The organism is Halomonas ventosae (assembly GCF_004361885.1).
In the GTDB taxonomy this organism is placed as follows: domain Bacteria; phylum Pseudomonadota; class Gammaproteobacteria; order Pseudomonadales; family Halomonadaceae; genus Halomonas; species Halomonas ventosae_C.
This window is the reverse complement of record NZ_SNWH01000006.1, coordinates 103,660-124,650: the sequence shown is the minus strand read 5'-3', so window position 1 is coordinate 124,650 and position 20,991 is coordinate 103,660. Positions and strand designations below refer to the sequence as shown.

General features: G+C 67.3%; 24 protein-coding genes. 7 read left to right on the top strand and 17 right to left on the bottom strand.

Going from position 1 to position 20,991, the window contains the following annotated elements; all coding sequences use genetic code 11:
- Positions 1 to 75: 75 nt before the first annotated feature.
- Complete coding sequence (gene dnaG, locus DFO68_RS06900) at positions 76 to 1,896, bottom strand: DNA primase (protein WP_133482930.1); 1,821 nt, start codon at positions 1,894 to 1,896, stop codon at positions 76 to 78.
- 145 nt (positions 1,897 to 2,041) lie between these two features.
- The gene (gene rpsU, locus DFO68_RS06895) at positions 2,042 to 2,257 is read right to left on the bottom strand and encodes a 30S ribosomal protein S21 (RefSeq protein ID WP_013333229.1); all 216 of its coding nucleotides are present in this window, start codon (positions 2,255 to 2,257) and stop codon (positions 2,042 to 2,044) included.
- A gap of 277 nt (positions 2,258 to 2,534) precedes the next feature.
- Between rpsU and tsaD the strand changes: the two genes are divergently transcribed.
- Positions 2,535 to 3,563, top strand: a complete 1,029-nt coding sequence (tsaD, locus tag DFO68_RS06890; protein ID WP_133482929.1) for a tRNA (adenosine(37)-N6)-threonylcarbamoyltransferase complex transferase subunit TsaD — start codon at positions 2,535 to 2,537, stop codon at positions 3,561 to 3,563.
- Between the two features lie 43 nt (positions 3,564 to 3,606).
- On the opposite strand, the gene plsY is transcribed toward tsaD, so the two are convergent.
- Positions 3,607 to 4,170, bottom strand: a complete 564-nt coding sequence (gene plsY, locus DFO68_RS06885; protein ID WP_133482992.1) for a glycerol-3-phosphate 1-O-acyltransferase PlsY — start codon at positions 4,168 to 4,170, stop codon at positions 3,607 to 3,609.
- A 181-nt stretch (positions 4,171 to 4,351) separates the two neighbouring features.
- Between plsY and folB the strand changes: the two genes are divergently transcribed.
- The gene (gene folB, locus DFO68_RS06880; RefSeq protein ID WP_133482928.1) at positions 4,352 to 4,717 is read left to right on the top strand and encodes a dihydroneopterin aldolase; all 366 of its coding nucleotides are present in this window, start codon (positions 4,352 to 4,354) and stop codon (positions 4,715 to 4,717) included.
- Entirely contained in the window at positions 4,717 to 5,235 is a 519-nt protein-coding gene (gene folK / locus DFO68_RS06875) for a 2-amino-4-hydroxy-6-hydroxymethyldihydropteridine diphosphokinase (RefSeq protein ID WP_133482927.1), read from the top strand. Before folB ends, folK begins: the two co-directional genes overlap by 1 nt.
- 3 nt (positions 5,236 to 5,238) lie before the next feature.
- On the opposite strand, the gene DFO68_RS06870 is transcribed toward folK, so the two are convergent.
- The 8 genes from DFO68_RS06870 to DFO68_RS06835 form a co-directional block, all read right to left on the bottom strand.
- The gene (locus tag DFO68_RS06870; RefSeq protein WP_133482926.1) at positions 5,239 to 6,399 is read right to left on the bottom strand and encodes a polynucleotide adenylyltransferase; all 1,161 of its coding nucleotides are present in this window, start codon (positions 6,397 to 6,399) and stop codon (positions 5,239 to 5,241) included.
- Positions 6,400 to 6,402: 3 nt separating this feature from the next.
- The gene (glpE, locus tag DFO68_RS06865; RefSeq protein ID WP_133482925.1) at positions 6,403 to 6,726 is read right to left on the bottom strand and encodes a thiosulfate sulfurtransferase GlpE; all 324 of its coding nucleotides are present in this window, start codon (positions 6,724 to 6,726) and stop codon (positions 6,403 to 6,405) included.
- A 32-nt stretch (positions 6,727 to 6,758) separates the two neighbouring features.
- A complete protein-coding gene (locus DFO68_RS06860; protein ID WP_133482924.1) occupies positions 6,759 to 7,583 on the bottom strand; it encodes a symmetrical bis(5'-nucleosyl)-tetraphosphatase in 825 nt (274 codons plus the stop codon).
- A 41-nt stretch (positions 7,584 to 7,624) separates the two neighbouring features.
- On the bottom strand, positions 7,625 to 8,023 hold the full coding sequence (gene apaG / locus DFO68_RS06855) for a Co2+/Mg2+ efflux protein ApaG (protein WP_243726452.1): 399 nt from the start codon (positions 8,021 to 8,023) through the stop codon (positions 7,625 to 7,627).
- On the bottom strand, positions 8,020 to 8,838 hold the full coding sequence (gene rsmA, locus DFO68_RS06850; RefSeq protein ID WP_133482923.1) for a 16S rRNA (adenine(1518)-N(6)/adenine(1519)-N(6))-dimethyltransferase RsmA: 819 nt from the start codon (positions 8,836 to 8,838) through the stop codon (positions 8,020 to 8,022). The genes apaG and rsmA overlap by 4 nt, the downstream gene beginning before the upstream one ends.
- 159 nt (positions 8,839 to 8,997) lie before the next feature.
- A complete protein-coding gene (gene pdxA / locus DFO68_RS06845; RefSeq protein WP_133482922.1) occupies positions 8,998 to 10,044 on the bottom strand; it encodes a 4-hydroxythreonine-4-phosphate dehydrogenase PdxA in 1,047 nt (348 codons plus the stop codon).
- Positions 10,044 to 10,721 (bottom strand): SurA N-terminal domain-containing protein, encoded by a 678-nt coding sequence (locus tag DFO68_RS06840; RefSeq protein ID WP_133482921.1) that lies wholly within the window; start codon positions 10,719 to 10,721, stop codon positions 10,044 to 10,046. The genes pdxA and DFO68_RS06840 overlap by 1 nt, the downstream gene beginning before the upstream one ends.
- Before the next feature lie 31 nt (positions 10,722 to 10,752).
- Positions 10,753 to 13,233: an LPS-assembly protein LptD gene (locus DFO68_RS06835; RefSeq protein WP_133482920.1), complete on the bottom strand. Its 2,481-nt coding sequence runs from the start codon at positions 13,231 to 13,233 to the stop codon at positions 10,753 to 10,755.
- A 167-nt stretch (positions 13,234 to 13,400) separates the two neighbouring features.
- Between DFO68_RS06835 and DFO68_RS06830 the strand changes: the two genes are divergently transcribed.
- The 3 genes from DFO68_RS06830 to DFO68_RS06820 all read left to right on the top strand — a co-directional run bounded on the left by DFO68_RS06830 (position 13,401) and on the right by DFO68_RS06820 (position 15,737).
- A complete protein-coding gene (locus DFO68_RS06830; protein WP_133482990.1) occupies positions 13,401 to 14,426 on the top strand; it encodes an aminoglycoside phosphotransferase family protein in 1,026 nt (341 codons plus the stop codon).
- Positions 14,423 to 15,097: an N-acetylmuramate alpha-1-phosphate uridylyltransferase MurU gene (murU, locus tag DFO68_RS06825; protein WP_133482919.1), complete on the top strand. Its 675-nt coding sequence runs from the start codon at positions 14,423 to 14,425 to the stop codon at positions 15,095 to 15,097. The genes DFO68_RS06830 and murU overlap by 4 nt, the downstream gene beginning before the upstream one ends.
- 220 nt (positions 15,098 to 15,317) lie before the next feature.
- On the top strand, positions 15,318 to 15,737 hold the full coding sequence (locus DFO68_RS06820) for an OsmC family protein (protein ID WP_133482918.1): 420 nt from the start codon (positions 15,318 to 15,320) through the stop codon (positions 15,735 to 15,737).
- A gap of 180 nt (positions 15,738 to 15,917) precedes the next feature.
- On the opposite strand, the gene coq7 is transcribed toward DFO68_RS06820, so the two are convergent.
- The 6 genes from coq7 to phaR all read right to left on the bottom strand — a co-directional run bounded on the left by coq7 (position 15,918) and on the right by phaR (position 20,165).
- Positions 15,918 to 16,556 (bottom strand): 2-polyprenyl-3-methyl-6-methoxy-1,4-benzoquinone monooxygenase, encoded by a 639-nt coding sequence (coq7, locus tag DFO68_RS06815; RefSeq protein WP_133482917.1) that lies wholly within the window; start codon positions 16,554 to 16,556, stop codon positions 15,918 to 15,920.
- A 73-nt stretch (positions 16,557 to 16,629) separates the two neighbouring features.
- Entirely contained in the window at positions 16,630 to 16,971 is a 342-nt protein-coding gene (locus DFO68_RS06810; protein WP_133482916.1) for a histidine triad nucleotide-binding protein, read from the bottom strand.
- A 26-nt stretch (positions 16,972 to 16,997) separates the two neighbouring features.
- Positions 16,998 to 17,870: a phosphoribulokinase gene (locus DFO68_RS06805; protein ID WP_133482915.1), complete on the bottom strand. Its 873-nt coding sequence runs from the start codon at positions 17,868 to 17,870 to the stop codon at positions 16,998 to 17,000.
- Positions 17,870 to 18,304 carry an acyl-CoA thioesterase gene (locus tag DFO68_RS06800; protein ID WP_133482914.1) on the bottom strand — a complete coding sequence of 145 codons (435 nt, stop codon included), beginning with the start codon at positions 18,302 to 18,304 and terminating at the stop codon, positions 17,870 to 17,872. The genes DFO68_RS06805 and DFO68_RS06800 overlap by 1 nt, the downstream gene beginning before the upstream one ends.
- A 30-nt stretch (positions 18,305 to 18,334) precedes the next feature.
- Positions 18,335 to 19,630 (bottom strand): phosphoribosylamine--glycine ligase, encoded by a 1,296-nt coding sequence (gene purD / locus DFO68_RS06795; protein WP_133482913.1) that lies wholly within the window; start codon positions 19,628 to 19,630, stop codon positions 18,335 to 18,337.
- Positions 19,631 to 19,700: 70 nt separating this feature from the next.
- On the bottom strand, positions 19,701 to 20,165 hold the full coding sequence (gene phaR, locus DFO68_RS06790) for a polyhydroxyalkanoate synthesis repressor PhaR (protein ID WP_133482912.1): 465 nt from the start codon (positions 20,163 to 20,165) through the stop codon (positions 19,701 to 19,703).
- 112 nt (positions 20,166 to 20,277) lie between these two features.
- Here phaR and DFO68_RS06785 point away from each other — a divergent pair, with 112 nt between their 5' ends.
- A complete protein-coding gene (locus DFO68_RS06785; protein WP_133482911.1) occupies positions 20,278 to 20,991 on the top strand; it encodes a 16S rRNA (uracil(1498)-N(3))-methyltransferase in 714 nt (237 codons plus the stop codon).

The window sequence follows — 20,991 nt, the reverse complement described above, 5'->3', positions numbered from 1 at the left end:
TGTGGTGATCGTAGGAGAGAAATCAACCCCGCCGCCAGTTTCTTCCCCATCGCCAGGCGGGCGCTTGAGCCTGGCTCACCCCTTGAGCTCGGTGAGCAGCTCCATGAGGTGCTGGCGCTCCTCCTGCGAGAGTCGCTCGCCCCGCTGCTGCTTTGACAGCAAGGCGTCGACTTCCTCCTGGTGCGACGGTTTGAGACGGTAGCGCCGGAAGTGTTCGACCAACCCGTCCAGCTCGGCGGCCCGCGCTTCCGAGGGGATGAGCAGCTCGCGTCGCGCCAGCTCGGTCAACCGCTCGCCCTCCGGCGTGCCGTGGAAGTGCGCCAGCAGCACCTGGGCGCTGCGGTAGCGCCCGGCTCGCAACAGTCGCTCCACCTCGTGGCACAGCTGAGCCTCCGGGTCCTGCATGGGATACCAGTCACCCCCTTCGGGCAAACGCGACACCAGCCGCGGCTCGTGAACCAGCAACTGCAGCACCCGCCCCATCAGGCTTAACGCCCCACCCGACGAGCCGCCGCCTCGCGACGGCCTGGTGCGCGGTACGGTGTCACGCTCAGACCGCGCAGCGCGGGCAGGCTCAGCCTCGGGAACATCGCCTGGCGCGACCAACGCTTCGAAGCGCGACTGAGCGACGCCGGTGCGCCGTGAGAGCTCCGTCAGCAGCAGCGATTTGAGCACCCCTTCCGGTAGCTTGCCAATCGCCGAGAGCACCTGACTGGCAAAGCGTTCACGCGACTCGATCGTTGCCAGGTCGCGGCCCTCGGCGGCGTGATCGAACAGGAATTCCGACAGGGGGCTGGCGCAAGTGATGCGATCCGCGAAGGCCCCCGACCCCTCTCGGCGCACCAGGCTGTCGGGGTCTTCCCCCTCGGGCAGGAACATGAAACGTGCCTGGCGACCGTCGATCATCTGCGGCAGCACCGCCTGTAGTGCCCGGGCGGCCGCTTGGCGACCGGCCTGGTCGCCGTCGAAGCAGAACACCACCTCGCCGACCATCCGGAACAGCCGTCCCAGATGCTCCTCGCTGGTGGAGGTGCCAAGGGTCGCCACGGCGTTGCGGATGCCGAACTGGGCCAGCGCCACCACGTCCATGTAGCCCTCGACGATCACTAGCCGCTCGAGTCGCGAGTTGGCCTGCCGGGCCTCAAAGAGGCCGTAGAGCTCGCGCCCCTTGTGGAATACCGGCGTCTCGGGTGAATTGAGGTATTTGGGCTTGGCATCGCCCAGCACCCGCCCGCCGAAGGCAATGGTCCGCCCGCGGATATCGCGGATCGGGAACATCACCCGGTCGCGGAAGCGGTCATAGGTCCGTCCGCTCTCCTCACGATGCACCAGCAGGCCATACTCAATCTGCACCGCCTCACTGATGCCGCGCTCCGCGAGGTGGCCCTTGAGCGCCTCCCAGCCGGCCGGGGCATAGCCGATGGCGAAGGCCTGCTGTACCTCGGGCGACAGCCCGCGCGCGGCCAGGTAGCGCCGCGCGCCCTCACCTTCGGGCATCTTCAACCGCTCGCGATAGTAGCTCCCCGCAAGTTCGAGCAGGTTGACCCCCTCCTTGCGCTTGCGCTCATGGGCCTGAGCACGTGGGTCGTCGGCGCCCTCGCGGGGCACCTCCATGCCCAGTCGCGCGGCAAGCTGCTCCACGGCCTCAGGAAAGCGCAACTTGTCGTACTCCATCAGGAAGCGCAGGGCATTACCGTGGGCGCCGCAACCGAAGCAGTGATAGAACTGCTTGTCGGCACTGACGGTGAACGAGGGCGATTTCTCCTGATGGAAGGGACACAGGCCCGAGTGGTTACGTCCGGCCTTCTTCAGCGTCACCCGCTCGCCAACCACCTCCACCACGTCCACGCGAGCGAGGAGGTCATCGATGAAGCGCTGGGGAATCTGGCCGGCCATGCGGACACCCTGCTGATGACGTGAGAGGAGGATGGGAGAGGGAGACGGGAAAGACGCCGAAAAACAAGCGGCCACCGTTAGGCGGCCGCTTGGCATCCCTCTTGAAACGACAGGGGCTGAATGCCCCTACCGCCTCGCGTACGGATCAATAGAGCCGTTCGAAACGCTTGCGCTCACGCTGAAGCTTCTTGGCATGACGCTTGACGGCAGCTGCCGCCTTACGCTTGCGTTCCGCGGTGGGCTTCTCGTACTGCTCGCGACGACGCACTTCCGAGAGAACACCGGCTTTTTCACAGGAACGCTTGAAGCGACGCAGCGCGACGTCAAACGGCTCGTTATCACGTACTTTGACAGAAGGCATTAAGCACTCACCTACCTTGGGTAACTTGAGTTCGGTTTGTACGCACACCTTGCGAGGACCACTCGCCATCACGCAAGGGTCACCGGAATCGCCAGGCGAACCGGAACGATGCGTGAAAGCGGAAAGCCACTCCTGGATGCACGACCCAGTCTTGCAGCGGACAGTATTATAGTCGCCCCAGCAAAGGCGTGCAAATCGTTTCCGCCCGGCGTCCGCCCTGTGCCTGCAGGGCAAAAAGCGTAGAATACCGCCTTTCACGCAACACCGAGCCATCATCATGCGCGTACTGGGCATCGAGACCTCCTGCGACGAGACTGGCGTCGCCCTCTTCGACACCGGGCGCGGCCTCGTGGCCGACGCCCTCTACAGCCAGATCGCCATGCACGCCGAGTACGGTGGCGTGGTCCCGGAGCTCGCCTCCCGCGACCACACGCGCCGCTTGCTGCCGTTGATCCAGCAGGTGCTGGACGCGGCCGGCCTGGCACGCAGCAAGCTGGATGCCATCGCCTACACTGCTGGCCCAGGACTGGTCGGCGCGCTGATGGTGGGAGCCAGCACCGCCCATGGCATGGCACGAGCGCTGGGAATTCCGGTGCTTGGTGTCCACCACATGGAGGGCCACCTGCTGGCCCCCATGCTGGAAGACGCCCCCCCCGACTTCCCCTTCGTCGCCCTGCTGGTCTCCGGGGGGCATACCCAGCTGGTCGAGGTGCGTGGCCTGGGCCGGTATCGCCTGCTCGGCGAATCGGTGGACGACGCCGCCGGCGAGGCCTTCGACAAGGCGGCCAAGATGCTGGGCCTCGATTACCCCGGGGGCCCCCAGGTGGCGAAGCTGGCCGAGGCCGGCGACCCCGGGCGTCTGCGCTTTCCGCGGCCGATGACCGACCGTCCGGGGCTCGACTTCAGCTTCTCGGGGCTCAAGACCCACACCCTGACCGCCATCCGCCACCTCGAGCAGGCCGGCAGCCTCGATAACCAGGCCCGTGCCGACGTGGCCCGCGCCTTCGAGGAGGCGGTAGTCGATACCCTGGTGATCAAATGTCGCCGCGCGCTGGACGCCACCGACCTCAAGCGGCTGGTAGTGGCCGGCGGGGTGAGCGCCAATGTGCGGTTGCGCGAACGCCTGGAGCGGGAGTGCGCCAAGCGCGACGCCCGGGCTTTCTACCCTCGCGGGCGCTTCTGCACCGACAACGGGGCGATGATTGCGTATCTCGGTGCCCAGCGGTTGCTGGCCGGCGAACACGACGAGACCGGCATCATGAAGGCGGTACCTCGCTGGCCGATGGATACCCTTCGGGAGCCGTAAGCCAGGTTTTTTTCTTACCGCTTAGAGCTTATCGCTTACAGCTTTACAGGGGTGGCTCGTCACCCCTGCCAAGACGCTGGATATTGAGCACATGACGCCCGAGCACCAGCAGGGTGAAGACGATCACCACACCGGTGAACTCCGGTGCCAGCCACAGGCTGGCCAGCGGCGCCATGGCGGCACTAGCCAGGGAGGCGATGGCCGCCGTGCGCATGTGCCAGGCCAGCAGCATCCACAGCACGGCACAGCACAGCGCCACCCAGGGCGTGAGTATCAGCATCACGCCGAAGGCACTGGCCACGCCCTTGCCGCCCCGGAAGCGATGCCAGGCCGGGTAGCTGTGGCCCAGCAGCACGCCCAGCCCCACCAGTCCCAGTTCCCAAGGCGTCAAACCGAGCCTCATGGCCAGCCACAGCACCGGCATGCCCTTGACCACGTCCACCGCCAGGGTGGCCAGGGCCAGGCGACGCCCGTGCAGACGCAGGACGTTGGAGAAGCCCGGATTGCAGGAACCGGTCTGCCGCGGATCGCTCGCCCCCGCCAGCCGGCACACCGTCAGCGCACCGAGCCAGGTACCGCTCAGGTAACCGATCGCCATCAGCGACAAAACGAGCTCAAGTGGCGCCTTCACGGGCGGCCTCCTGTGAGGTGAAACGCTGATTCTGCCAGCCATGGCCGATACACGACAGGTCGCTGTCACCTGCCATCTGGCTGGCGTACAATCAGGCGCCTGAGGCGGACCCGGCCACTCGCCCGGTCCACGACCACTCATGGCCCGGGGAGCCCCGATGGATCTTGTGCTGATCGAAGCGCTCGAGGTGGACACCGTGATCGGCGTCTACGACTGGGAGCGCACCCTTACCCAGAAGCTACGCCTCGACCTGATGCTGGGCACCGACATCCGTGCCGCCGCAGCCGATGACGATATCGCCCGGACCCTGGACTACGCCACCATCAGCGCTCGCATCCAGGCCTTCGCCGATGAGCACGACGTCGCCCTGGTGGAAACCTTCGCCGAGCGCCTGGCTGAGACCCTGCGTGAAGATTTCGACATTGTCTGGTTGCGCCTCACCGTGCGCAAGCCCGGGGCTGTGCCTGCCGCCGCCGCGGTGGGTGTCTCGATCGAACGCGGCCAGTGGAAGGGAGACACCTGATGGCCCGGATCACCGTCAGCATCGGCAGCAACATCGAGCGCGAGCGTCATGTGCGGGCCTGCCTCGATGCCCTGGACGAGACCTTCGGCCCGCTTGCCATCTCGCGGGTTTTCGAGAGCGAGCCAGTGGGCTTCGAGGATGGACGCAACTTCTACAACCTGGTGGTGGCCTTCGACAGCAACCGATCCGTAGGCGAGTTGCAGGCCTGGTGCAAGCAGCTGGAGCTCGCTAATGGTCGTCGCAAGGGCGTTCCCAAGTTCAGCCCCCGAACCCTGGACATTGATCTGCTCACCGTGGGCGAGCTAACCGGCCGCCACGATGACGTCGACCTGCCCCGTGACGAGATCCTCCAGCATGCCTTCGTGCTAAAGCCGCTGGCCGAGCTGCTTCCCACGGCCCATCACCCGCTCACCGGCAGGTGCTACCGCGACCACTGGGGCGAATTCGAGGCTGGCCAGCAGCGCCTCTGGCCGGTTGCGTTCGTCTGGCAGGGCCGCCATATCTCCGCGGCGGAGTGAGCCTCAGGCCCTCCCCTCGGGCCCGGCGAGCACCCCCTCGATGACCTCCCAGCGCCGCCGCGCCAGTTCCTCGCCCAGTTCGCGCCCCCGATAGCCCTCGGCCACCAGCGTCTGGGGCAACACCTGTTGGGCCATGCGCCAGGCCAGGGCCAGATCTGCGGCCAGCAGCGGAGCCGCCAAGCTCACCAGGCTGATCAGCGGCGCCACCCGATCACTGCGACGCCAGGCATCGATAGCGTCGAGCCAGGCCATCACCTTGGCCCCATCCAGGCCATGGCTCGCCACCCGCGCCAGCAGGGTGCGGGTGCGGGCCGTGTGGCGAGCCAGCTCGCGATGAGCGCGGGGCAAGCGCAGCCGTTCGGCCAGAGCATCGCGGTCGGCATCATCCAAGTGCTCCACCAGCCGTGCCCAGCGCCAGCGGGCTTGTGACTCGGCCTCGATGTCCTCCGGTAGGCAATGCAGGCGCCCGAGGGCTGTGTCGAGGGCCGTCGGGTCGGCCGCCAGCGCCGGCATCAGCACCGCCAGGGCGCCGCAGTCATGCAGAACCTGGAAGTAGACCTCCGGCCAGGGCTCGAAGAGCGCCTTCTCGGTCTCGGTCCAGACCCGCTCGGCCACCAGATGGGCCAGCTCGCCGCTTGCCACCAGTTCGCGCATCAGCCGCCACGTCTGCTCGGCGATGACAAATCCCAGCCCGGTATAGCGAGCGAGGAAGCGTGCCGTGCGCAGCACCCGCAAGGGGTCCTCGACGAAGGCCGGCGAGACGTGACGCAGCCGGCGCGCCTTGAGGTCGGCCAGGCCGCCGTAGGGGTCGACCAGCGTTCCTTCCGGGGTCTCGGCCATGGCATTGATGGTCAGGTCGCGACGTGCCAGGTCCTCCTCCAGCGTCACCTCGGGACTGGCATGGACCTCGAAGCCGGTGTAGCCGTGTCCCGACTTGCGCTCGGTGCGCGCCAGGGCGAACTCCTCGTGGCTGACAGGATGCAGGAAGACCGGGAAGTCGCGGCCCACCGGCTTGAAGCCGCGCCGGCTCATCTCCTCGGGCGTGCTTCCCACCACCACCCAGTCGGTGTCCTTGACCGGCCAGCCGAGCCGGGCATCGCGCACCGCCCCACCGACCCGATAGACCTCGAGCCCCTGCAGGTGCGGATCCTCGACCTCAGCCATGGCTCAGTGCGCCACCCGGTCTGGATGGCGAAGCTGCCAGTCGCTGAAACCGCCGTCGAGGCTGTAGACCTCGGCAAAGCCCTGGCCGGCCAGCCAGGCCGCGGCCTGCTGGCTGGAGTGGCCGTGGTAGCAGACCACCACCAGCGGCGCATCGCGCGAGGCCTGCTCGATGAAGGCGTCCACCGTGGCGTTGTCCAGCCGGCGGCTGCCGGGGATATGACCCTGGACAAAGCTCTGCGGGTCGCGAATATCCACCAGTGCCAGGTCGCGTCGTGCATCGAGCCAGTCAGCCAGGGTCGGGATATCGAGATGCTCAAAGGTCGTCATGGCAGCCTCGTGGTCATCATGAAGTGAGCGGATCAGCACTGGCGGCTCGGCACGCTGGTGCGTCTGCCGCTCGCAAGGTCCAGGGCGGTCAGGCGGTTGCCCCACACGCACCCCGTGTCCAACGCCTCGGCGCGCACTCGGCTGGCCGGCGTCTCGCCCTGCAGCGCGGCCCAGTGGCCGAACAGCAACCAGGGATCGTCGTCACGGGGGAACTGGAACCAGGGGGCGAAACCCGCCGGGGCGCTGTCGAGCCCCTCCTTGGCAGCAAAGTCAAGACACCCCGCGGCATCGATGAAGCGCATACGGGTGAAGACATTGATAATCCCCCGCAGGCGGTCGATGCCGTCGAGGTCGTCGCGCCAGCAGGCCGGCTGGTTGCCATACATCTGCTCGAGGAAGGCACCGGAGTGTTCGCTGGCAAGGCGCGTCTCGGCCTCGCCAGCCAGCTCCTCGGCCAGATCTACCGACCATTGCGGCAGCAGGCCGGCGTGGGTCATGACGATATCGCCCTGCTCCCTTGAGCGCCGGCGCACCAGCAACGGGCGCGACTGCAGCCAGTCGAGCAGGCGCTCGCGGTCGGGGGCGGCAAAGATCGCCGAGAGGGTGTCCTTGGGCTTCTCCCGGGCCGCGCCGCGCGCCACCGCCAGCAGGTGCAGGTCATGGTTGCCAAGCACGGCGGTGGCGGCCTCGCCTAGCGCCATCACCTCGCGCAGGCAGGCAAGCGAGCCGGGGCCACGATTGACCAGGTCGCCGGCCAGCCACAGGTGGTCGCGACGCGGGTCGAAGTCGAGCTTGTCAAGCAGGGCGACGAACTCATCGTGGCAGCCCTGCAGATCGCCAATGGCATAGGTGGTCATCGCGGCTCCTCGAAATCGGTTGGACAGGATCGGTTCGCGGGTCAATGCACCTGATTGGGCCCGGCCAGCCGAAAGGGGGCGACGGCCACCTCGAAGAGGCGCTGACTGGCAGGGTCGACGCAGGTGTAGGCCCCTTCCATCACCCCCACCGGGCCGTCGAGGATCGCCCGGCTGGTGTAGCGGAAGGTCTGGCCGGGGCCGATCAGCGGTTGCTGGCCCACCACGCCCTTGCCACGCACCTCCTGCACCTTGCCGCTGCCCTGGGTGATCCTCCAGTAGCGGGCAAGCAACTGTACGCTGTGCGAAGAGCCATTGTGTACCGTCACGGTATAGCTGAAGACGAAGCGTCGTTGGTCGGGGGCGGACTCGTCACGGCGAAAGGCCGGTGCCACGTCGACGCGGATGGCCGGGGCGAGCCCCTCTGGCATGGTCAGGGTCATGAGGCATCTCCTTGCCCGGCCGCGGCCAGGTGGTTGGCGATACGCACGAATTCCTCGATGCACAGTGTCTGGGGTCGCCGCCCCGGGTCGATGCCCAGCGCCTCGAGGGCCACGGTGTCGATGCGCCCCTTGAGGTTGTTGCGCAGGGTCTTGCGGCGCTGGCCGAAGGCCTGGCGCACCAGGTCGAAGAGCAGCGACTCATCGCGGGCCGCATGCGGCAGCGTAGCATGGGGCGTGAGGCGCACGATCGCCGACGCTACCTTGGGGCGCGGCACGAAGGCCTCCGGCGGCACCGTGAACAGCGCGTCGACCTGGCAGTGATATTGCGCCATCATCGAGAGCCGCCCCCACTCGGGGCCGCCCGGGACGGCGGCCAGGCGCTCGACCACCTCCTTTTGCAGCATGAAGTGCATGTCGGCCACGTCATCGCCGGCTGCCAGCAGGTGGACGATCAGCGGCGTGGAGATATTGTAGGGCAGGTTGCCCACCACCCGCAGCGCCGCCCCTTCGCCCCTCAGGGCCCGGAAGTTCACCTTGAGGGCGTCGCCCTCGTGGATGACCAAACCGGGCTTGTCGAAGAACTGCACCCGCAGCCCGGGAATCAGGTCGCGGTCGAGCTCGATCACCTCGAGATGGCCACCGGCCGCCTCGAGCAGCGGCTCGGTCAGCGCCCCCTGGCCGGGGCCGATCTCCACCAGCCGGTCACCGGGACGGGGCCCGATGGCGCGCACGATGCGCGAGATGATGCCAGGGTCGCGCAGGAAGTTCTGGCCGAAGCGCTTGCGGGCCCGGTGAACCGGGGAGGGAGATGCCATTCAGGGGTGTCCTTCTGTCTTAAACTTGTATGCGATTTCGGCGAAAATCGGCACTGATCTGGTGGCAAACCTGCGATGAGGCGCTGTAAATACATCCTTGTACGCTACCGACGCCATCCATGGCGTAGGACCTCCTCTTCGGCTTGCCCCCAGCGTCCCTCACGCAGGTGTCGTAGTGGAACGTCCAGCCATCTGGGCGGCCAGCGCCACCGCCACCCGCAGGCTGCCGAGATCGGCGCGCCCCGTGCCGGCCAGGTCAAGGGCGGTGCCGTGATCCACCGAAGTGCGCACCAGCGGCAACCCCAGGGTGATATTGGCGGCGCGGCCGAAGCCGGCATACTTCAGCACCGGCAGGCCCTGGTCATGGTACATGGCCAGCACCGCATCGACGCCCTCGAGGTGGCGCGGAGTGAACAGGGTATCGGCGGGCAGGGGGCCATCAAGGGCCAGCCCCTCGGCACGCAGGCCCTCCAGGGTGGGAATGATCACGTCCAGCTCCTCGCGGCCCAGGTGGCCGCCCTCCCCAGCATGGGGATTGAGGCCGCACACGGCGATACGCGGTGCCACCACGCCGAACCAGCGCTGCAGGTCGGCGTAAAGGATGCGCAGCAGGCGTTCGAGCCGGGGCGCAGTGATGGCGTCGGCCACCTCGCGCAGCGGCAGGTGGGTAGTGGCCAGCGCCACCCTCAGGGCCAACATGCCCGGCCCGCGGGCATGCAGGGCGCTATCGGTGGCGAGCATCATCACCACCTCCTTCATCCCGCAGGCATCGCGCAGGTACTCGGTGTGGCCGGTGAAGCCGACATGGCCGGCATCGAGGATCACGCCCTTGTGCAAGGGGGTGGTGACCATGCCGGCGGCGTGACCGGAGAGACACGCAGCGATCGCCACGTCCAGAGTTTCGAGCACATGGCCGGCATTGGCCGGCTCGAGCCGGCCAGGCTGTGAGGGGGCCCGCAGCGCCACCGGCCATACCGGCAGCACGCCGCGCCGCGGTGCCGGTACAGGCTCGTCGGGCGTCAGCACGCGGACCTCCACCCGGCGGCCGAGCAGCGCAGCACGCTCGGCCAGCAGCGCCGGGTCGCCCACCGCCACCAGCCGTGCCGACGGCACTTCGTCGGCGACCAGCATCACTGCGAGCTCCGGCCCGATGCCCGCCGGTTCGCCACAGGTCAGGGCCAGCAGCGGAATGTTAGCCGTCGCCATCAGCGCTCCGCGAGGCGATTGTCGATGAAAGCGCGGCTGCGAATCTCCTGGATCCACGCTTCCATCTCGGCATTGACCTTGCGCTGAAAAAGCGCCTGGCGAGCCTGCTCGCGGCTGACGCCCTGCTGGGCCATGAAGCGATCCACCTCTCGCTCGGAGATGCTGACGCGGCTGGCAACCTGGCGCTGCTGGAGCTGGCGCATCAGCAGTTCACGGCGTACTTGGTCGCGGACCACGGCCAGCGAGAGGCCGTCGGCCTCGAGGGCATCGGCGAACTGATCCAGTGTCATGCCGTTGCTCTCGGCGATAGCCCGTACCTGGCGATTGAGCTCGGTGTCGTCAACGCTCAGGTTGGCATCACGGGCCAGCTGCAGTTGGATCTCCTCGACGATCATGCGATCCAGCACCTGCTGGCGCAGCACGTCTTCAGGGGGCACGCCCTGCTGCGACTGGCGAGCGATCTGGGCGCGTGTCTGGTCGACCCGCTCCTCGAGCTCGCTGTGCATGATGGCACTGTCATTGACCACCGCGACGATGCGATCCAGCGGCTGGCGCTCCAGCGGCTGGCGCTCTACCTGCCGGGAGTCCGAGGCGCCGGCGTCCTGGGCCTGTCCCGCCAGCGGCAGGGTGGCCAGACACAGGGCCAGCGCCAGGGTGGCGATACGTCGACTGCGCATGTCTGTCTTTCCTCTCGTCATTATCGAATGTTCAGGGCAGGCCGAGAGCGGCGGGACGATAGCCCGGCACCGCCTCAGAGAAGTAGCTGTCGGCCTTGCCGCCGACGCCGCCCAACCCCTTGAGCACGAAGCGCAGGAATACCCCGCGGTCGGTGAGGTCGTCCTGAATGGTGTTGGCGGTGTCGTTGTCGTCGATCCATTCGCGCCAGACCAGCTGCAGACCATAACAGCAGTCGTTCCACTGGATACCCGCCAACTGATCCAGGGCACGGCTGTTGGTATTGTCGTAGAGCAACCGTCCGATCAGGTCCAGGCGGCGGCTGGCCTTCCAGGCAAACGAGACGTCGATCTCCTCACGGTTGTAGTTGATGGCGTCCTCGTCCTCCAGGGACGGATCGAAGCCTTCGAGTTGCCAGCGGTAGCCGAGGTTCAACACGTGACCGGCAGGGGCGCGATACTGCAGGGCCAGCGAGGTGTTCTCGGTCCGCTCACGACGGTCGTCGTAGAGCCATTGCCAGCGCGTTTGCCAGTGGTCGGTGATCTGCCAGTCGGCCCGGGTGACCAGCGGCGAGCGATCGCGCGTCGCCCGATAGTAGTCCATGTCGCGGGTCTCGGGATCCGGCAGGGTATCCGGGTCGCCCGCCATGTCGATGGTGCGATCCTCCAGGTAGTAGGCCTGCCCCAGCCCCAGCGAGAGCCGCTCGCGGCCGGTGGCATCGGCCAGCAATCGTGATTCGAGCCCGACGGAGACGCGATTGAGATCGCCCACTCGGTCGCTGCCGCTGAAACGGTGGGGCGACCAGAGTTGGTTCCAGGAAAAGGCCTGCTCGGCGGTATCGAAGTCGGGAAACTCACTCTGGTCGCGGGCCGGAACATAGGCGTAGTTGACCCGCGGCTCCAGGGTCTGGCGGTAGCCGTGGCCATCCAGCTCGAGTTCGCGCTCGAATTCCAGGCCGGCATCGAGGCTGCCCACTGGCACGCTGCGGGTGAGAGACTCGTCGCGCGCGGTCTGGCGATCGCCGTAGTCAAGCTGGTAGGCGGTGGCGAGCCATTCGAGGCGGGGCTCGAAGTGGCCCCAGCTCGCGTCGAAACGCCAACCCATAGCCGGGGCGAGATGCAGTCGAGTGCCGTTAGCCGCCTCGGCAATGGGGATCTGCTGGCGCCGCCCCCCGACCTCATAGATGCCTTGCTCGTTGGCCGTCACGTCACGCCAGAAGTAGGTAACATTGGAGCGCCACTGCTGGTAGAGGCCACTGTCCTCTGCCCAGTTGGCGTTGGCGGTCAGGCTCGGCAGGCGGTAGAAGGGCTTGTCGCGCTCGAGCAGCGGGTCGTCGAGCTTCTGATAACCCTGGGCCTTAGCCTGCAGTTGCCAGCGGTCACCGCGGTGGTCGAGCTGGGCCAGCCTCGGCAAGCTGCCGATGTCGCCCTCGCCGATGGTGCGTCCGAAGTCGTCGAAGTAGCGCCCGTCGCTGGCGGCCCCGTAGCGCAACTGGTAGCGGGTACGGGCGTCGAAACGGCCCGCATGGCGATAGTCAAGGTACCAGCGAGCATCGCCGTTATCCAGTTCCGAGGCGGCGGAGGCATCCTCTGCCGCAGCGCGATCATTGGCGATATAGGCCCCCTCGACCTGCCCCGCGTTCTGCTCGAACAGGTAGCGGTACTCGCCGCCCAGCAGCAGGCCGCGGTCGCTGATCCAGCGCGGCGTGAGCGTGGCGTCATGATGGGGGGCGATGTTCCAGTAGAAGGGCTGGGCATAGTCCAGCGAGTCGCTGGAGAGGCCGAGCACCGGCCACAAAAAACCGGTCTGACGGCGCTCGTCGAGGGGGAAGCGCACCCATGGCCAGTAGAAGACCGGTACCTTGCCTACCTCCAGTCGGGCATGGGTGGCAGTGCCCACCCCGCGCTCGCGGTCGAGCAGGATGTCATTGCCCACCAGGCGCCAGAGGTCGCTGCCCGGCTCGCAGGTGGTGAAGCTCGCTTCGGTGAGGCGGTAGCGGCCATCCTCGAGACGCGCCAGACGTACCGCGTCACCCCGCAGGTGCTGCTCGTGGGCCACGTAGTGGGCCGTGTCGATGCGCGCGGCATCGCCGGTCAGCGATAGCTGTGCGGCCTCGCCGCGCACCAGCAGGCCAGTATCGCGAAGCGTCAGCGGCCCCTCGGCGTAGGCAGTCTCACGGGGCCCGGGTACGCGCACTTGGGGCGCCTCGAGTTGCGCCGTGCCACGGCGCAGCAACACCTCACCGGTGAGCATCGTATCGCCCTGGGCTCCGTAGTCGGCGCGGTCGGACTCGCTGCTGACCTTATCGCCGGGCGGCGGCGGCAGCCGGTAGTCCGGCATCACGTAGCGGCCGCTACACAGCTCGCCGGCGGGGCGCGCCTCGCCCCACGGCTGCCAGTCGAGCTGATCCGCCGGAAGCGACTCGGGCGGCGCCGCCATCAGCGGCCCGCTCGCCAGGCCGGTACAGGCCAGGCCTGCCAGGGTCGTCCATGTCCACGAGAATCGCTTGCCCATGCTCCACGATGTCCTTGGCGGGGTGAATCGGTATTATACAGGCCGCATCCGGCTTGTCCTGCCAGCATGCGCTCGGCCATCACCGACGCGGCCGGGAACTCAGCATGCGGGGCCTCCAGGGGGCCGTCAACCGCACCCGCCCTCTCACACCAGGAGTTCAGATGACGATGCCCAAGGCCACCGACCCCACGCGAGCGCTACGCTTGCACCAATGGGCCGCTCGTTGCCACGCCCTGCCGGCATCCGCCATCGCAATACAGCTCGCCGCCGGCGACGCCAGCTTCAGGCGCTACTTCCGGCTGCAACTGCCCGACGGCACCACCCGCATGCTGATGGACGCCCCACCGGAGCGCGAGGACAGCCGCTCCTTCGTGGCCATCGCCAAGCGCTGGCGCGAGGCGGGACTGCCGGTGCCGGCCCTGCATCACGTGGACCTGGCAGAGGGCTTCATCGAGCTCGATGACCTCGGTGACACGCCGCTGCAGGAGTGCTTCCAGGGCGATGATGCCCCCGTCACCCTGGCCTGGCACGAGCGCGCCCTCGAGCTGATCCACGCGCTGCAGAATCGCGCCCCCGTCGAGGGCTTGCCAGCCTACGACGCCGCCCTGCTCGGTGGCGAGCTCAACCTCTTCCCCGACTGGTGCCTGGGGGAGTGGCTGGGCATGGCCACGCCGCCGGGCTGGGCGGCTCTGCGCGAGACGCTGATCGCCGAAGCCCTGGCCCAGCCGGTGGTCGCGGTGCATCGCGACTTCGACGCCATGAACCTGATGGTGCAGGACGAGGCCCTGCACCTGATCGACTTCCAGGACGCCGTGGCCGGCCCGCTCAGCTACGACCTGATCTCGCTGCTGCGGGGTCGCTACTGCCGCTTCTCCCCGGCTCGCTTCGCGGCCTGGACGGAGAGCTTTCGGGTACAGGCCGTCGCCGACGGCCGACTGCCCGCAACCACCAGCGAGGCCAGCTTCCTGGGCCGGGCCAACGCCATGGCCGCCCAGCGCTCGCTCAAGGTACTGGGTATCTTCTGCCGGCTGACCCTGCGCGACGCCCGCGAGGGCTACCTCGAGCGGCTGCCGCACTTCCTCGGACACCTGGAGGATAGCCTGGCGGGACTCACCGGGCACGATACCTTTCGCACCTGGCTCGCCGACACCTTCCGTCCGACGCTGGCGGCGCGCCTGGAGGTCGGCACATGAAGGCGATGATCCTGGCCGCGGGACTCGGCACCCGCATGCGTCCCCTCACCGACCACTGCCCCAAGCCGTTGCTCAGGGTGGCCGGCAGGCCACTGATCCTCCATCACCTGGAGCGCCTGCGGGCGGCTGGCATCCGCGAGGTGGTGATCAACGTCAGCTACCGTGCCGAGCAGATCGTCGCGGCGCTGGGCGACGGCAGCGACCTCGGGGTGCGTATCGCCTGGAGCCGCGAGCAGACACCCCTGGAGACAGGCGGCGGCATCCGCGAGGCGCTGCCGCTGCTCGGCGAGGCGCCCTTCCTACTGGTCAACGGCGACGTCTGGTGTGACCTGGACCCAACCCTTCTCCCCGCCCTGGGCGACGATCTGGCCCGGCTGGTGCTGGTGGACAACCCCGACCATCATCCGCAGGGCGACTTCCGCCTGGACGCCGATGGCCGGGTGCATGCCGAGGGCGAGCCGCGGCTGACCTTCGCCGGCATCAGCCTGCTCGACCCGGCGCTGGTGGCCAGCGAATCCCCGGGGGCCTTCGCCCTGGCGCCGCTGCTGCGGCGCGCCATGGCCGAGGGACGTGTCGGCGGCCACCACCACCGTGGCGCCTGGGTCGACGTCGGCACCCCTGAGCGTCTGGCGGCACTAGAGCAGTGGCTTCAGGCAAGGCACAAGCCGTGACTCGAAGCGAGAGGCATCGGGGACAGGCCGAAGAGGGGGTCCTACGCCAGGGATGGCGTCGGTAGCGCCCAGGGAGGGGTTCACAGCGCCCCCTCCCAGGACTGTCGCCGATAAAGCCTCAAGCGATATCCGAGCAATGCACCAGGGCTGAGCACAGGAGTCGCAGCTGCTATGCTGCCTGGCCTGCTGTCATCGAACTCAACTGAAGGAAGCCGATCCCATGAAAGCCAGCGTGAAATGGACCGATGGTCGTCAATTCGTTGCCGAGAGCGGCAGCGGCCACAGCGTGGTGATCGACGGCCCGCCCGACCACGGCGGACACAACACCGGCCCGCGGCCCATGGAGATGCTGCTGATGGGCATGGGCGCCTGCACCTCCTTCGATGTCCTCAATATCCTCGACAAGGCCCGCGCCGACGTCACCGACTGTGTGGCCAGCCTCGAGGCCGAGCGCGCCGACGAGATCCCCAGCGTGTTCACCAGGATCCACGTGCACTTCACCGTCAGCGGCAAGGGCCTGAAGGAGAAGCAAGTGGCGCGCGCCGTGGAACTCTCGGCCGAGAAGTACTGCAGCGCCTCCATCATGCTGGTCAAGGGCGGGGTCAAGATCACCCACTCCTTCACCATTGTTGAGGAGTAGGCACTTTACTGGAGGATCTCGCACCAGCGGCTATTCTGGCGACAGATCCCGGAGCGCCGGACCGCCGAGGGGGCACTGTGAACCCCTCCCTGGGCGCTACCGACGCCATCCATGGCGTAGAACCCCCTCTACGACCTGTCCCCAGCGCCGCTTCCCTAGCGACCCACTGGCCAAGCGTGTTCAGATGCGATAAACGCTCTTGGTCATCACTTTCGACATTAGCTTCATGCCCAGCTTGACCGGGGCGGGGAAGCGGGCGCCGCCGGCTTCCAGGGCCAACTGGGCGTGGTGGGCCTCGTCGATGGCCATCTGGCGCAGCACCGCCCGGGAGCGCTGGTCCCCCGGCGGCAACTTGACCAGGTGCTCCTCCAGGTGGTGGCCCACCTGCTCCTCGGTGGCCGCCACGAAACCCAGGCTGACCCGGTCGCCCACGGCGCCAGCCGTGGCCCCCAGGCCGAAGGAGGCCACGTAGAACAGCGGGTTAAGCAGGCTGGGTCGGTCATGCAGCTCCTGTAGCCGGGCGTCGCACCAGGCCAGATGGTCGATCTCCTCCTGGGCGGCCTGCTCCATCTGGCCGCGCACCTCAGGCAGCTTGGCAGTGCATCCCTGGCCCTGGTAGAGGGCCTGGGCGCAGACCTCGCCGGTGTAGTTGATGCGCATCAGCCCGGCGGCATGTCGGCGCTGCTCGTCGCTCAGCGGCTCGTCGTGGATCTCCGCGGTCGCCGGTGACGGCCGCGAGGGCGCAGCCGCATGGGGCACTAGGGTTCTCAATACGGTATCGAACTGGTGGATCAGGTTGTCGGTGCGGGAAAGGCGCATGGCGGGTCTCTCGAGAAGGCAGCTGAGGCGTCGTGGGCTCGGTCGCCCGCGGTGGTGAGCCGCAGGGCGTCGATCAGCCAGCCGGCCAGGTGAAGCGGCGCCCGCCCATCAGATGCATGTGGATATGATAGACGGTCTGGCCACCCTGCTCATTGCAGTTCATCACCACCCGGTAGCCGTCCTCGGCAAAGCCCTGCTTCGATGCCAGCTTCGCAGCGGTGTATTGCAGACGACCGACCAGCGCCAGATCGTCCTCCTTGATGTCGTTGAGGGTGGCGATGTGCTGCTTGGGCACGATCAGGATGTGGGTGGGGGCCTGAGGATTGATGTCGTTGAAGGCGAGCACCTGGTCGTCCTCGTAGACGATGTCGCCGGGAATCTCGCGGTCGATGATCTTGCAAAACAGGCAATCCATGGTTGTTCCTCCGGTCGGGTCTCGGGTCAGCGAAAGCGCCGCTGGGCGAGCAGATGGCGAACCAGCGGGCCCAGGATTAGCTCCATGGCCAGTGACAACCGCGACCCTGGGACCACCAGGGTGTGCGGCCGGCTCATGAAGGCATCCTGGATCATTGCCAGCAGGTAAGGGAAGTCCACCGTGGCAGGATCGCGGAAGCGGATCACCACGAAGGACTCGGCATCGGTGGGAATATCCTGCACCTCGAAGGGGTTGGAGGTATCCACCGTGGGCACTCGCTGGAAATTGATATGGGTGCGCGAGAACTGCGGTTGGATGTAGCGCACGTAGTCATCCATGCGTCCCAGGATGGTCTCGATCACCGCGACCTGGGAGTAACCGCGGTGGCGCATGTCGCGGTCGATCTTCTGGATCCATTCCAGGTTCATGGTCGGCGCCACCCCCACCAGCAGATCCACGTGGCGGGCAATGTCGAACTCGGCGGTGACCAGCCCGCCATGCAGACCCTCGTAGAACAGCAGGTCCGTGCCGCAAGGCAGCGGTTGCCACTCGGTGAAGGTGCCCACCTGGCAGCCGGCCTCGATCATCTGCTTGTCTTCGGCATGGATGTAGTGACGGAAGGTGCCATTGCCATGTTCGCCGTACTCCTGGAACAGCGCCTCGAGACGGTCGAGCAGATTGGCCTCCACGGCGAAGTGGGAGAGTTCGTCCTTGCGCTCCGGCTCGTCGAGGATGATCCGCGCCAGCTCCTGTCGGGTATAGCGGTGAAAGGCGTCACCATCGACGAAGGCGGCATGCACGGCTTCCCGGGCGAACATGCGCTCGAAGGTACGCTTGACGGTGGTGGTGCCGGCACCGGAAGAGCCGGTCAGGGCGATGATCGGATATTCCCGGGACATCAGCTCACTCCTGCCAGGGCAGCGCGCACGGCGTCCGGAATCGCTACCGGCCGGCCGCTTTGCGCCTCGACCAGCATCAGGTTGATACGCGCAGTAGCCACCGTCACGCCATCGGCCTTACGCAGGATGCGATGGTAGACGCTAATCGCCTTGCGCCCCGGCGCGGGAATGGCCGTCTCCACCACCAGCGCATCGGGCCAACGCGTCTCGGCTTGGTACTGCACAGCGAGATCCGCGGCCATGCTGGGATAGCCGCCCAGGTTCCACTCGTGCAGATCGCGCGATGCGAGGGCCGCGACGCGGGCCTCGTGCAGCAGCGATACCAGGGCATCATGGCCCAGATGGCGACCATAGTTCATGTCGGTGATGCGCACCGTCAGCGGGTGGCGATGCATCACCTGTTCGGCGGGAAAGCTCAGTCTGACACGTTCCATGCTCGCTCCTGATCGTATGGTTACCTGCTGTCAGGCGTCGACGCGCTCACGGGCGATCGCCCGATGCGCGATATCCCGGCGGTAGAGCACATCGGGCCAGCTAATTTTGGCCACCCCCCGATAAGCCAGGTCGCGAGCCGCCGCGACACCTTCACCCAACGCGGTTACACACAGCACCCGCCCCCCGGCGGTGACCACCCGGCCCATTTCATCCTCGGCGGTGCCGGCATGAAAGACCTTACAGCCGCTGGCTTCGGCGGCCTCGAGCCCCGCGATGGCATCCCCCTTGCGGTAGCGGCCCGGATACCCGCCCGCGGCCATCACCACGCCCACCGCGGCGCGCGGCTCCCAGTCGCAGGCATGGCCGGCCAGCTCGCCATGGGCGCCGGCCAGGCATAACTCGGCGAGGTCTGACGCCAGGCGCAACATGATCGGCTGGGTCTCGGGGTCGCCGAAGCGGCAATTATATTCGATCACCCGCGGGTTGCCGTCGGCGTCGATCATCAGGCCGGCATAGAGGAAGCCGGTGTAGGGATGTCCCTCCTCGGCCATGCCCTGCACCGTGGGCCGGATGACCCGCGCCATGATGCGCTCGAAGACCTTGTCGGTGACCACCGGTGCCGGGGAGTACGCCCCCATGCCGCCGGTGTTGGGGCCAGTGTCGCCATCGCCGACCCGTTTGTGGTCCTGGCTGGTGGCCATGGGCAGGATCGTCTCGCCGTCGACCATGACGATGAAGCTCGCCTCTTCGCCCTCGAGGAATGCCTCGATCACCACCCGGGCCCCGGCATCGCCGAAGGCATTAGCCTCGAGCATGTCGCGGATCGCGGCCTCTGCCTCATCATGGGTCATGGCCACGATGACGCCCTTGCCGGCAGCCAGGCCGTCGGCCTTGATGACGATGGGCGCCCCCTTCTCCTCGAGGTACTCGAGCGCCGGCGCCACCGCGGTGAAGCTGCGGTAGTCGGCAGTGGGAATGGCGTGGCGGGCCAGGAAGTCCTTGGAGAAAGCCTTGGAGCCCTCAAGGCGGGCCGCGCCGGCCGTCGGCCCGAAGATCGCCAGGCCCACCTGGCGAAAGCGGTCCACCACACCCGCCACCAGCGGCGCCTCGGGCCCGACGATGGTCAGCGCCACCTCCTGCGCCCGGGCGAAGGCCACCAGGCCATCCAGGTCCTCGGCGCCGATGACTACGTTCTCAAGGCCGGGCTCGCGGGCGGTGCCGGCATTGCCCGGCGCCACAAAGACGGTCTCGACTCGAGGGGACTGGGCGACCTTCCAGGCCAGGGCATGTTCGCGGCCACCGCCGCCGATGATCAAAACCTTCATCCGCTGGACTACCTCACCATCATGCAGGAAACATCGCGGCATTATGTCAGAAACGCGTCTGCAACGTCGTTCACGGCGTGCCGCTGCCCTTGTCGTCATCGTCTGGGGAGCCGGCCTGATTGATGGTCTTTTGCCAGAACTTCATGTTCTCCTCGGCCAGTTCGCGCATCAGTTCAATGGGCGAGTGACGCATGGCCTGCTGCCACTGGTCCTGCACGCGTTTTTGCTGCTCAAGCATTAGCTTGGTGCCCTGCTCCAGGTAGCGGGCCAGGGGCAGGGGCTGGGCCATGTCATAGACACGAATGAACTGGGCGAGCAGGTCGTTGGAGAACACCTGGGCATCGCCATCGGCCTGTTCCTGCTCGATGATGATCGACAGCAGGATGGTACGGGTCAGATCCTCGCCACTCTTGGCGTCCTCGACACGGAAGGGCACCTCGTCGAGGATTAGGCCGCGCAGGTCCTCGAGGGTCACGTAGCGGCTCTGTTCGGTATCATAGAGCCTGCGGTTGGCATACTTGCGAATCACGCGCACGGCGCTGCTCCTTGTTATACGCAGAAGCGGATACTCCTGTATGGCCATTGTGCATCGCGACACCGACCATGCAAGGCATAGCCATCATTCCGTCTCCAACGCGGCGAGGCCCATGAACCTGATACTGCTCTCTCCCGACGACATCGAGAATCACCGCCTAGCCCGAGTCAACGACCCGCGACGCCTGGCCCACCTGCGCGAGGTCCATCGGGCGAGGCCCGGCGACAGCCTGACCCTGGGGATCGAGGGAGGGCGCCTGGGACGCGGCCAGTTGCTGACCCTGGACGAGCAGGAAGCCTGCTTCGATGTCACTGCCCTGGACCAGTCGCCGCCGCCGGGCCTGCCGGTACACCTGGTGCTCGCCCTGCCCCGCCCGCGAATGCTGGCGCGCACCCTGGAGCATGTCACCGCCCTCGGGGTAAAGCACATGACCCTGCTCAACACCCGCCGGGTGGAGAAGAGCTACTGGCAGTCGCCGGAACTCGACGCGGCGAAGATTCGACGCCACCTGGTGCTCGGCCTGGAGCAGGCCCGCGACACCCGGCTGCCCGAGGTCACCCTGGCCAAGGGCTTTCGCCCCTTCATCGAGAAGCAACTGCCAGGCCTGATGACCGACCGCCGGGGCCTGGTGGCTCACCCCGGTATGCCGAGCGACTGCCCCCGCGGCCTCGACGAACCGGTGCTGCTGGTGGTGGGGCCAGAGGGTGGCTTCATCCCCTGGGAAGTGGACCAGCTGCTCGTCGCAGGCTGCCAGGGCATTCACCTGGGACCGCGCATCCTGCGCGTGGAGACCGCGGTGACGGCCCTGCTTGCCCGGCTCTTCTGA

What these genes read in the sequence shown, in the direction of transcription:
- dnaG (WP_133482930.1), bottom strand. Translation starts at nt 1,896, where the DNA reads ATGGCCGGCCAGATTCCCCAGCGCTTCATCGATGACCTCCTCGCTCGC.
- rpsU (WP_013333229.1), bottom strand. Translation starts at nt 2,257, where the DNA reads ATGCCTTCTGTCAAAGTACGTGATAACGAGCCGTTTGACGTCGCGCTG.
- tsaD (WP_133482929.1), top strand. Translation starts at nt 2,535, where the DNA reads ATGCGCGTACTGGGCATCGAGACCTCCTGCGACGAGACTGGCGTCGCC.
- folB (WP_133482928.1), top strand. Translation starts at nt 4,352, where the DNA reads ATGGATCTTGTGCTGATCGAAGCGCTCGAGGTGGACACCGTGATCGGC.
- folK (WP_133482927.1), top strand. Translation starts at nt 4,717, where the DNA reads ATGGCCCGGATCACCGTCAGCATCGGCAGCAACATCGAGCGCGAGCGT.
- DFO68_RS06870 (WP_133482926.1), bottom strand. Translation starts at nt 6,399, where the DNA reads ATGGCTGAGGTCGAGGATCCGCACCTGCAGGGGCTCGAGGTCTATCGG.
- glpE (WP_133482925.1), bottom strand. Translation starts at nt 6,726, where the DNA reads ATGACGACCTTTGAGCATCTCGATATCCCGACCCTGGCTGACTGGCTC.
- DFO68_RS06860 (WP_133482924.1), bottom strand. Translation starts at nt 7,583, where the DNA reads ATGACCACCTATGCCATTGGCGATCTGCAGGGCTGCCACGATGAGTTC.
- apaG (WP_243726452.1), bottom strand. Translation starts at nt 8,023, where the DNA reads ATGACCCTGACCATGCCAGAGGGGCTCGCCCCGGCCATCCGCGTCGAC.
- rsmA (WP_133482923.1), bottom strand. Translation starts at nt 8,838, where the DNA reads ATGGCATCTCCCTCCCCGGTTCACCGGGCCCGCAAGCGCTTCGGCCAG.
- pdxA (WP_133482922.1), bottom strand. Translation starts at nt 10,044, where the DNA reads ATGGCGACGGCTAACATTCCGCTGCTGGCCCTGACCTGTGGCGAACCG.
- DFO68_RS06840 (WP_133482921.1), bottom strand. Translation starts at nt 10,721, where the DNA reads ATGCGCAGTCGACGTATCGCCACCCTGGCGCTGGCCCTGTGTCTGGCC.
- DFO68_RS06835 (WP_133482920.1), bottom strand. Translation starts at nt 13,233, where the DNA reads ATGGGCAAGCGATTCTCGTGGACATGGACGACCCTGGCAGGCCTGGCC.
- DFO68_RS06830 (WP_133482990.1), top strand. Translation starts at nt 13,401, where the DNA reads ATGCCCAAGGCCACCGACCCCACGCGAGCGCTACGCTTGCACCAATGG.
- murU (WP_133482919.1), top strand. Translation starts at nt 14,423, where the DNA reads ATGAAGGCGATGATCCTGGCCGCGGGACTCGGCACCCGCATGCGTCCC.
- DFO68_RS06820 (WP_133482918.1), top strand. Translation starts at nt 15,318, where the DNA reads ATGAAAGCCAGCGTGAAATGGACCGATGGTCGTCAATTCGTTGCCGAG.
- coq7 (WP_133482917.1), bottom strand. Translation starts at nt 16,556, where the DNA reads ATGCGCCTTTCCCGCACCGACAACCTGATCCACCAGTTCGATACCGTA.
- DFO68_RS06810 (WP_133482916.1), bottom strand. Translation starts at nt 16,971, where the DNA reads ATGGATTGCCTGTTTTGCAAGATCATCGACCGCGAGATTCCCGGCGAC.
- DFO68_RS06805 (WP_133482915.1), bottom strand. Translation starts at nt 17,870, where the DNA reads ATGTCCCGGGAATATCCGATCATCGCCCTGACCGGCTCTTCCGGTGCC.
- DFO68_RS06800 (WP_133482914.1), bottom strand. Translation starts at nt 18,304, where the DNA reads ATGGAACGTGTCAGACTGAGCTTTCCCGCCGAACAGGTGATGCATCGC.
- purD (WP_133482913.1), bottom strand. Translation starts at nt 19,630, where the DNA reads ATGAAGGTTTTGATCATCGGCGGCGGTGGCCGCGAACATGCCCTGGCC.
- DFO68_RS06785 (WP_133482911.1), top strand. Translation starts at nt 20,278, where the DNA reads ATGAACCTGATACTGCTCTCTCCCGACGACATCGAGAATCACCGCCTA.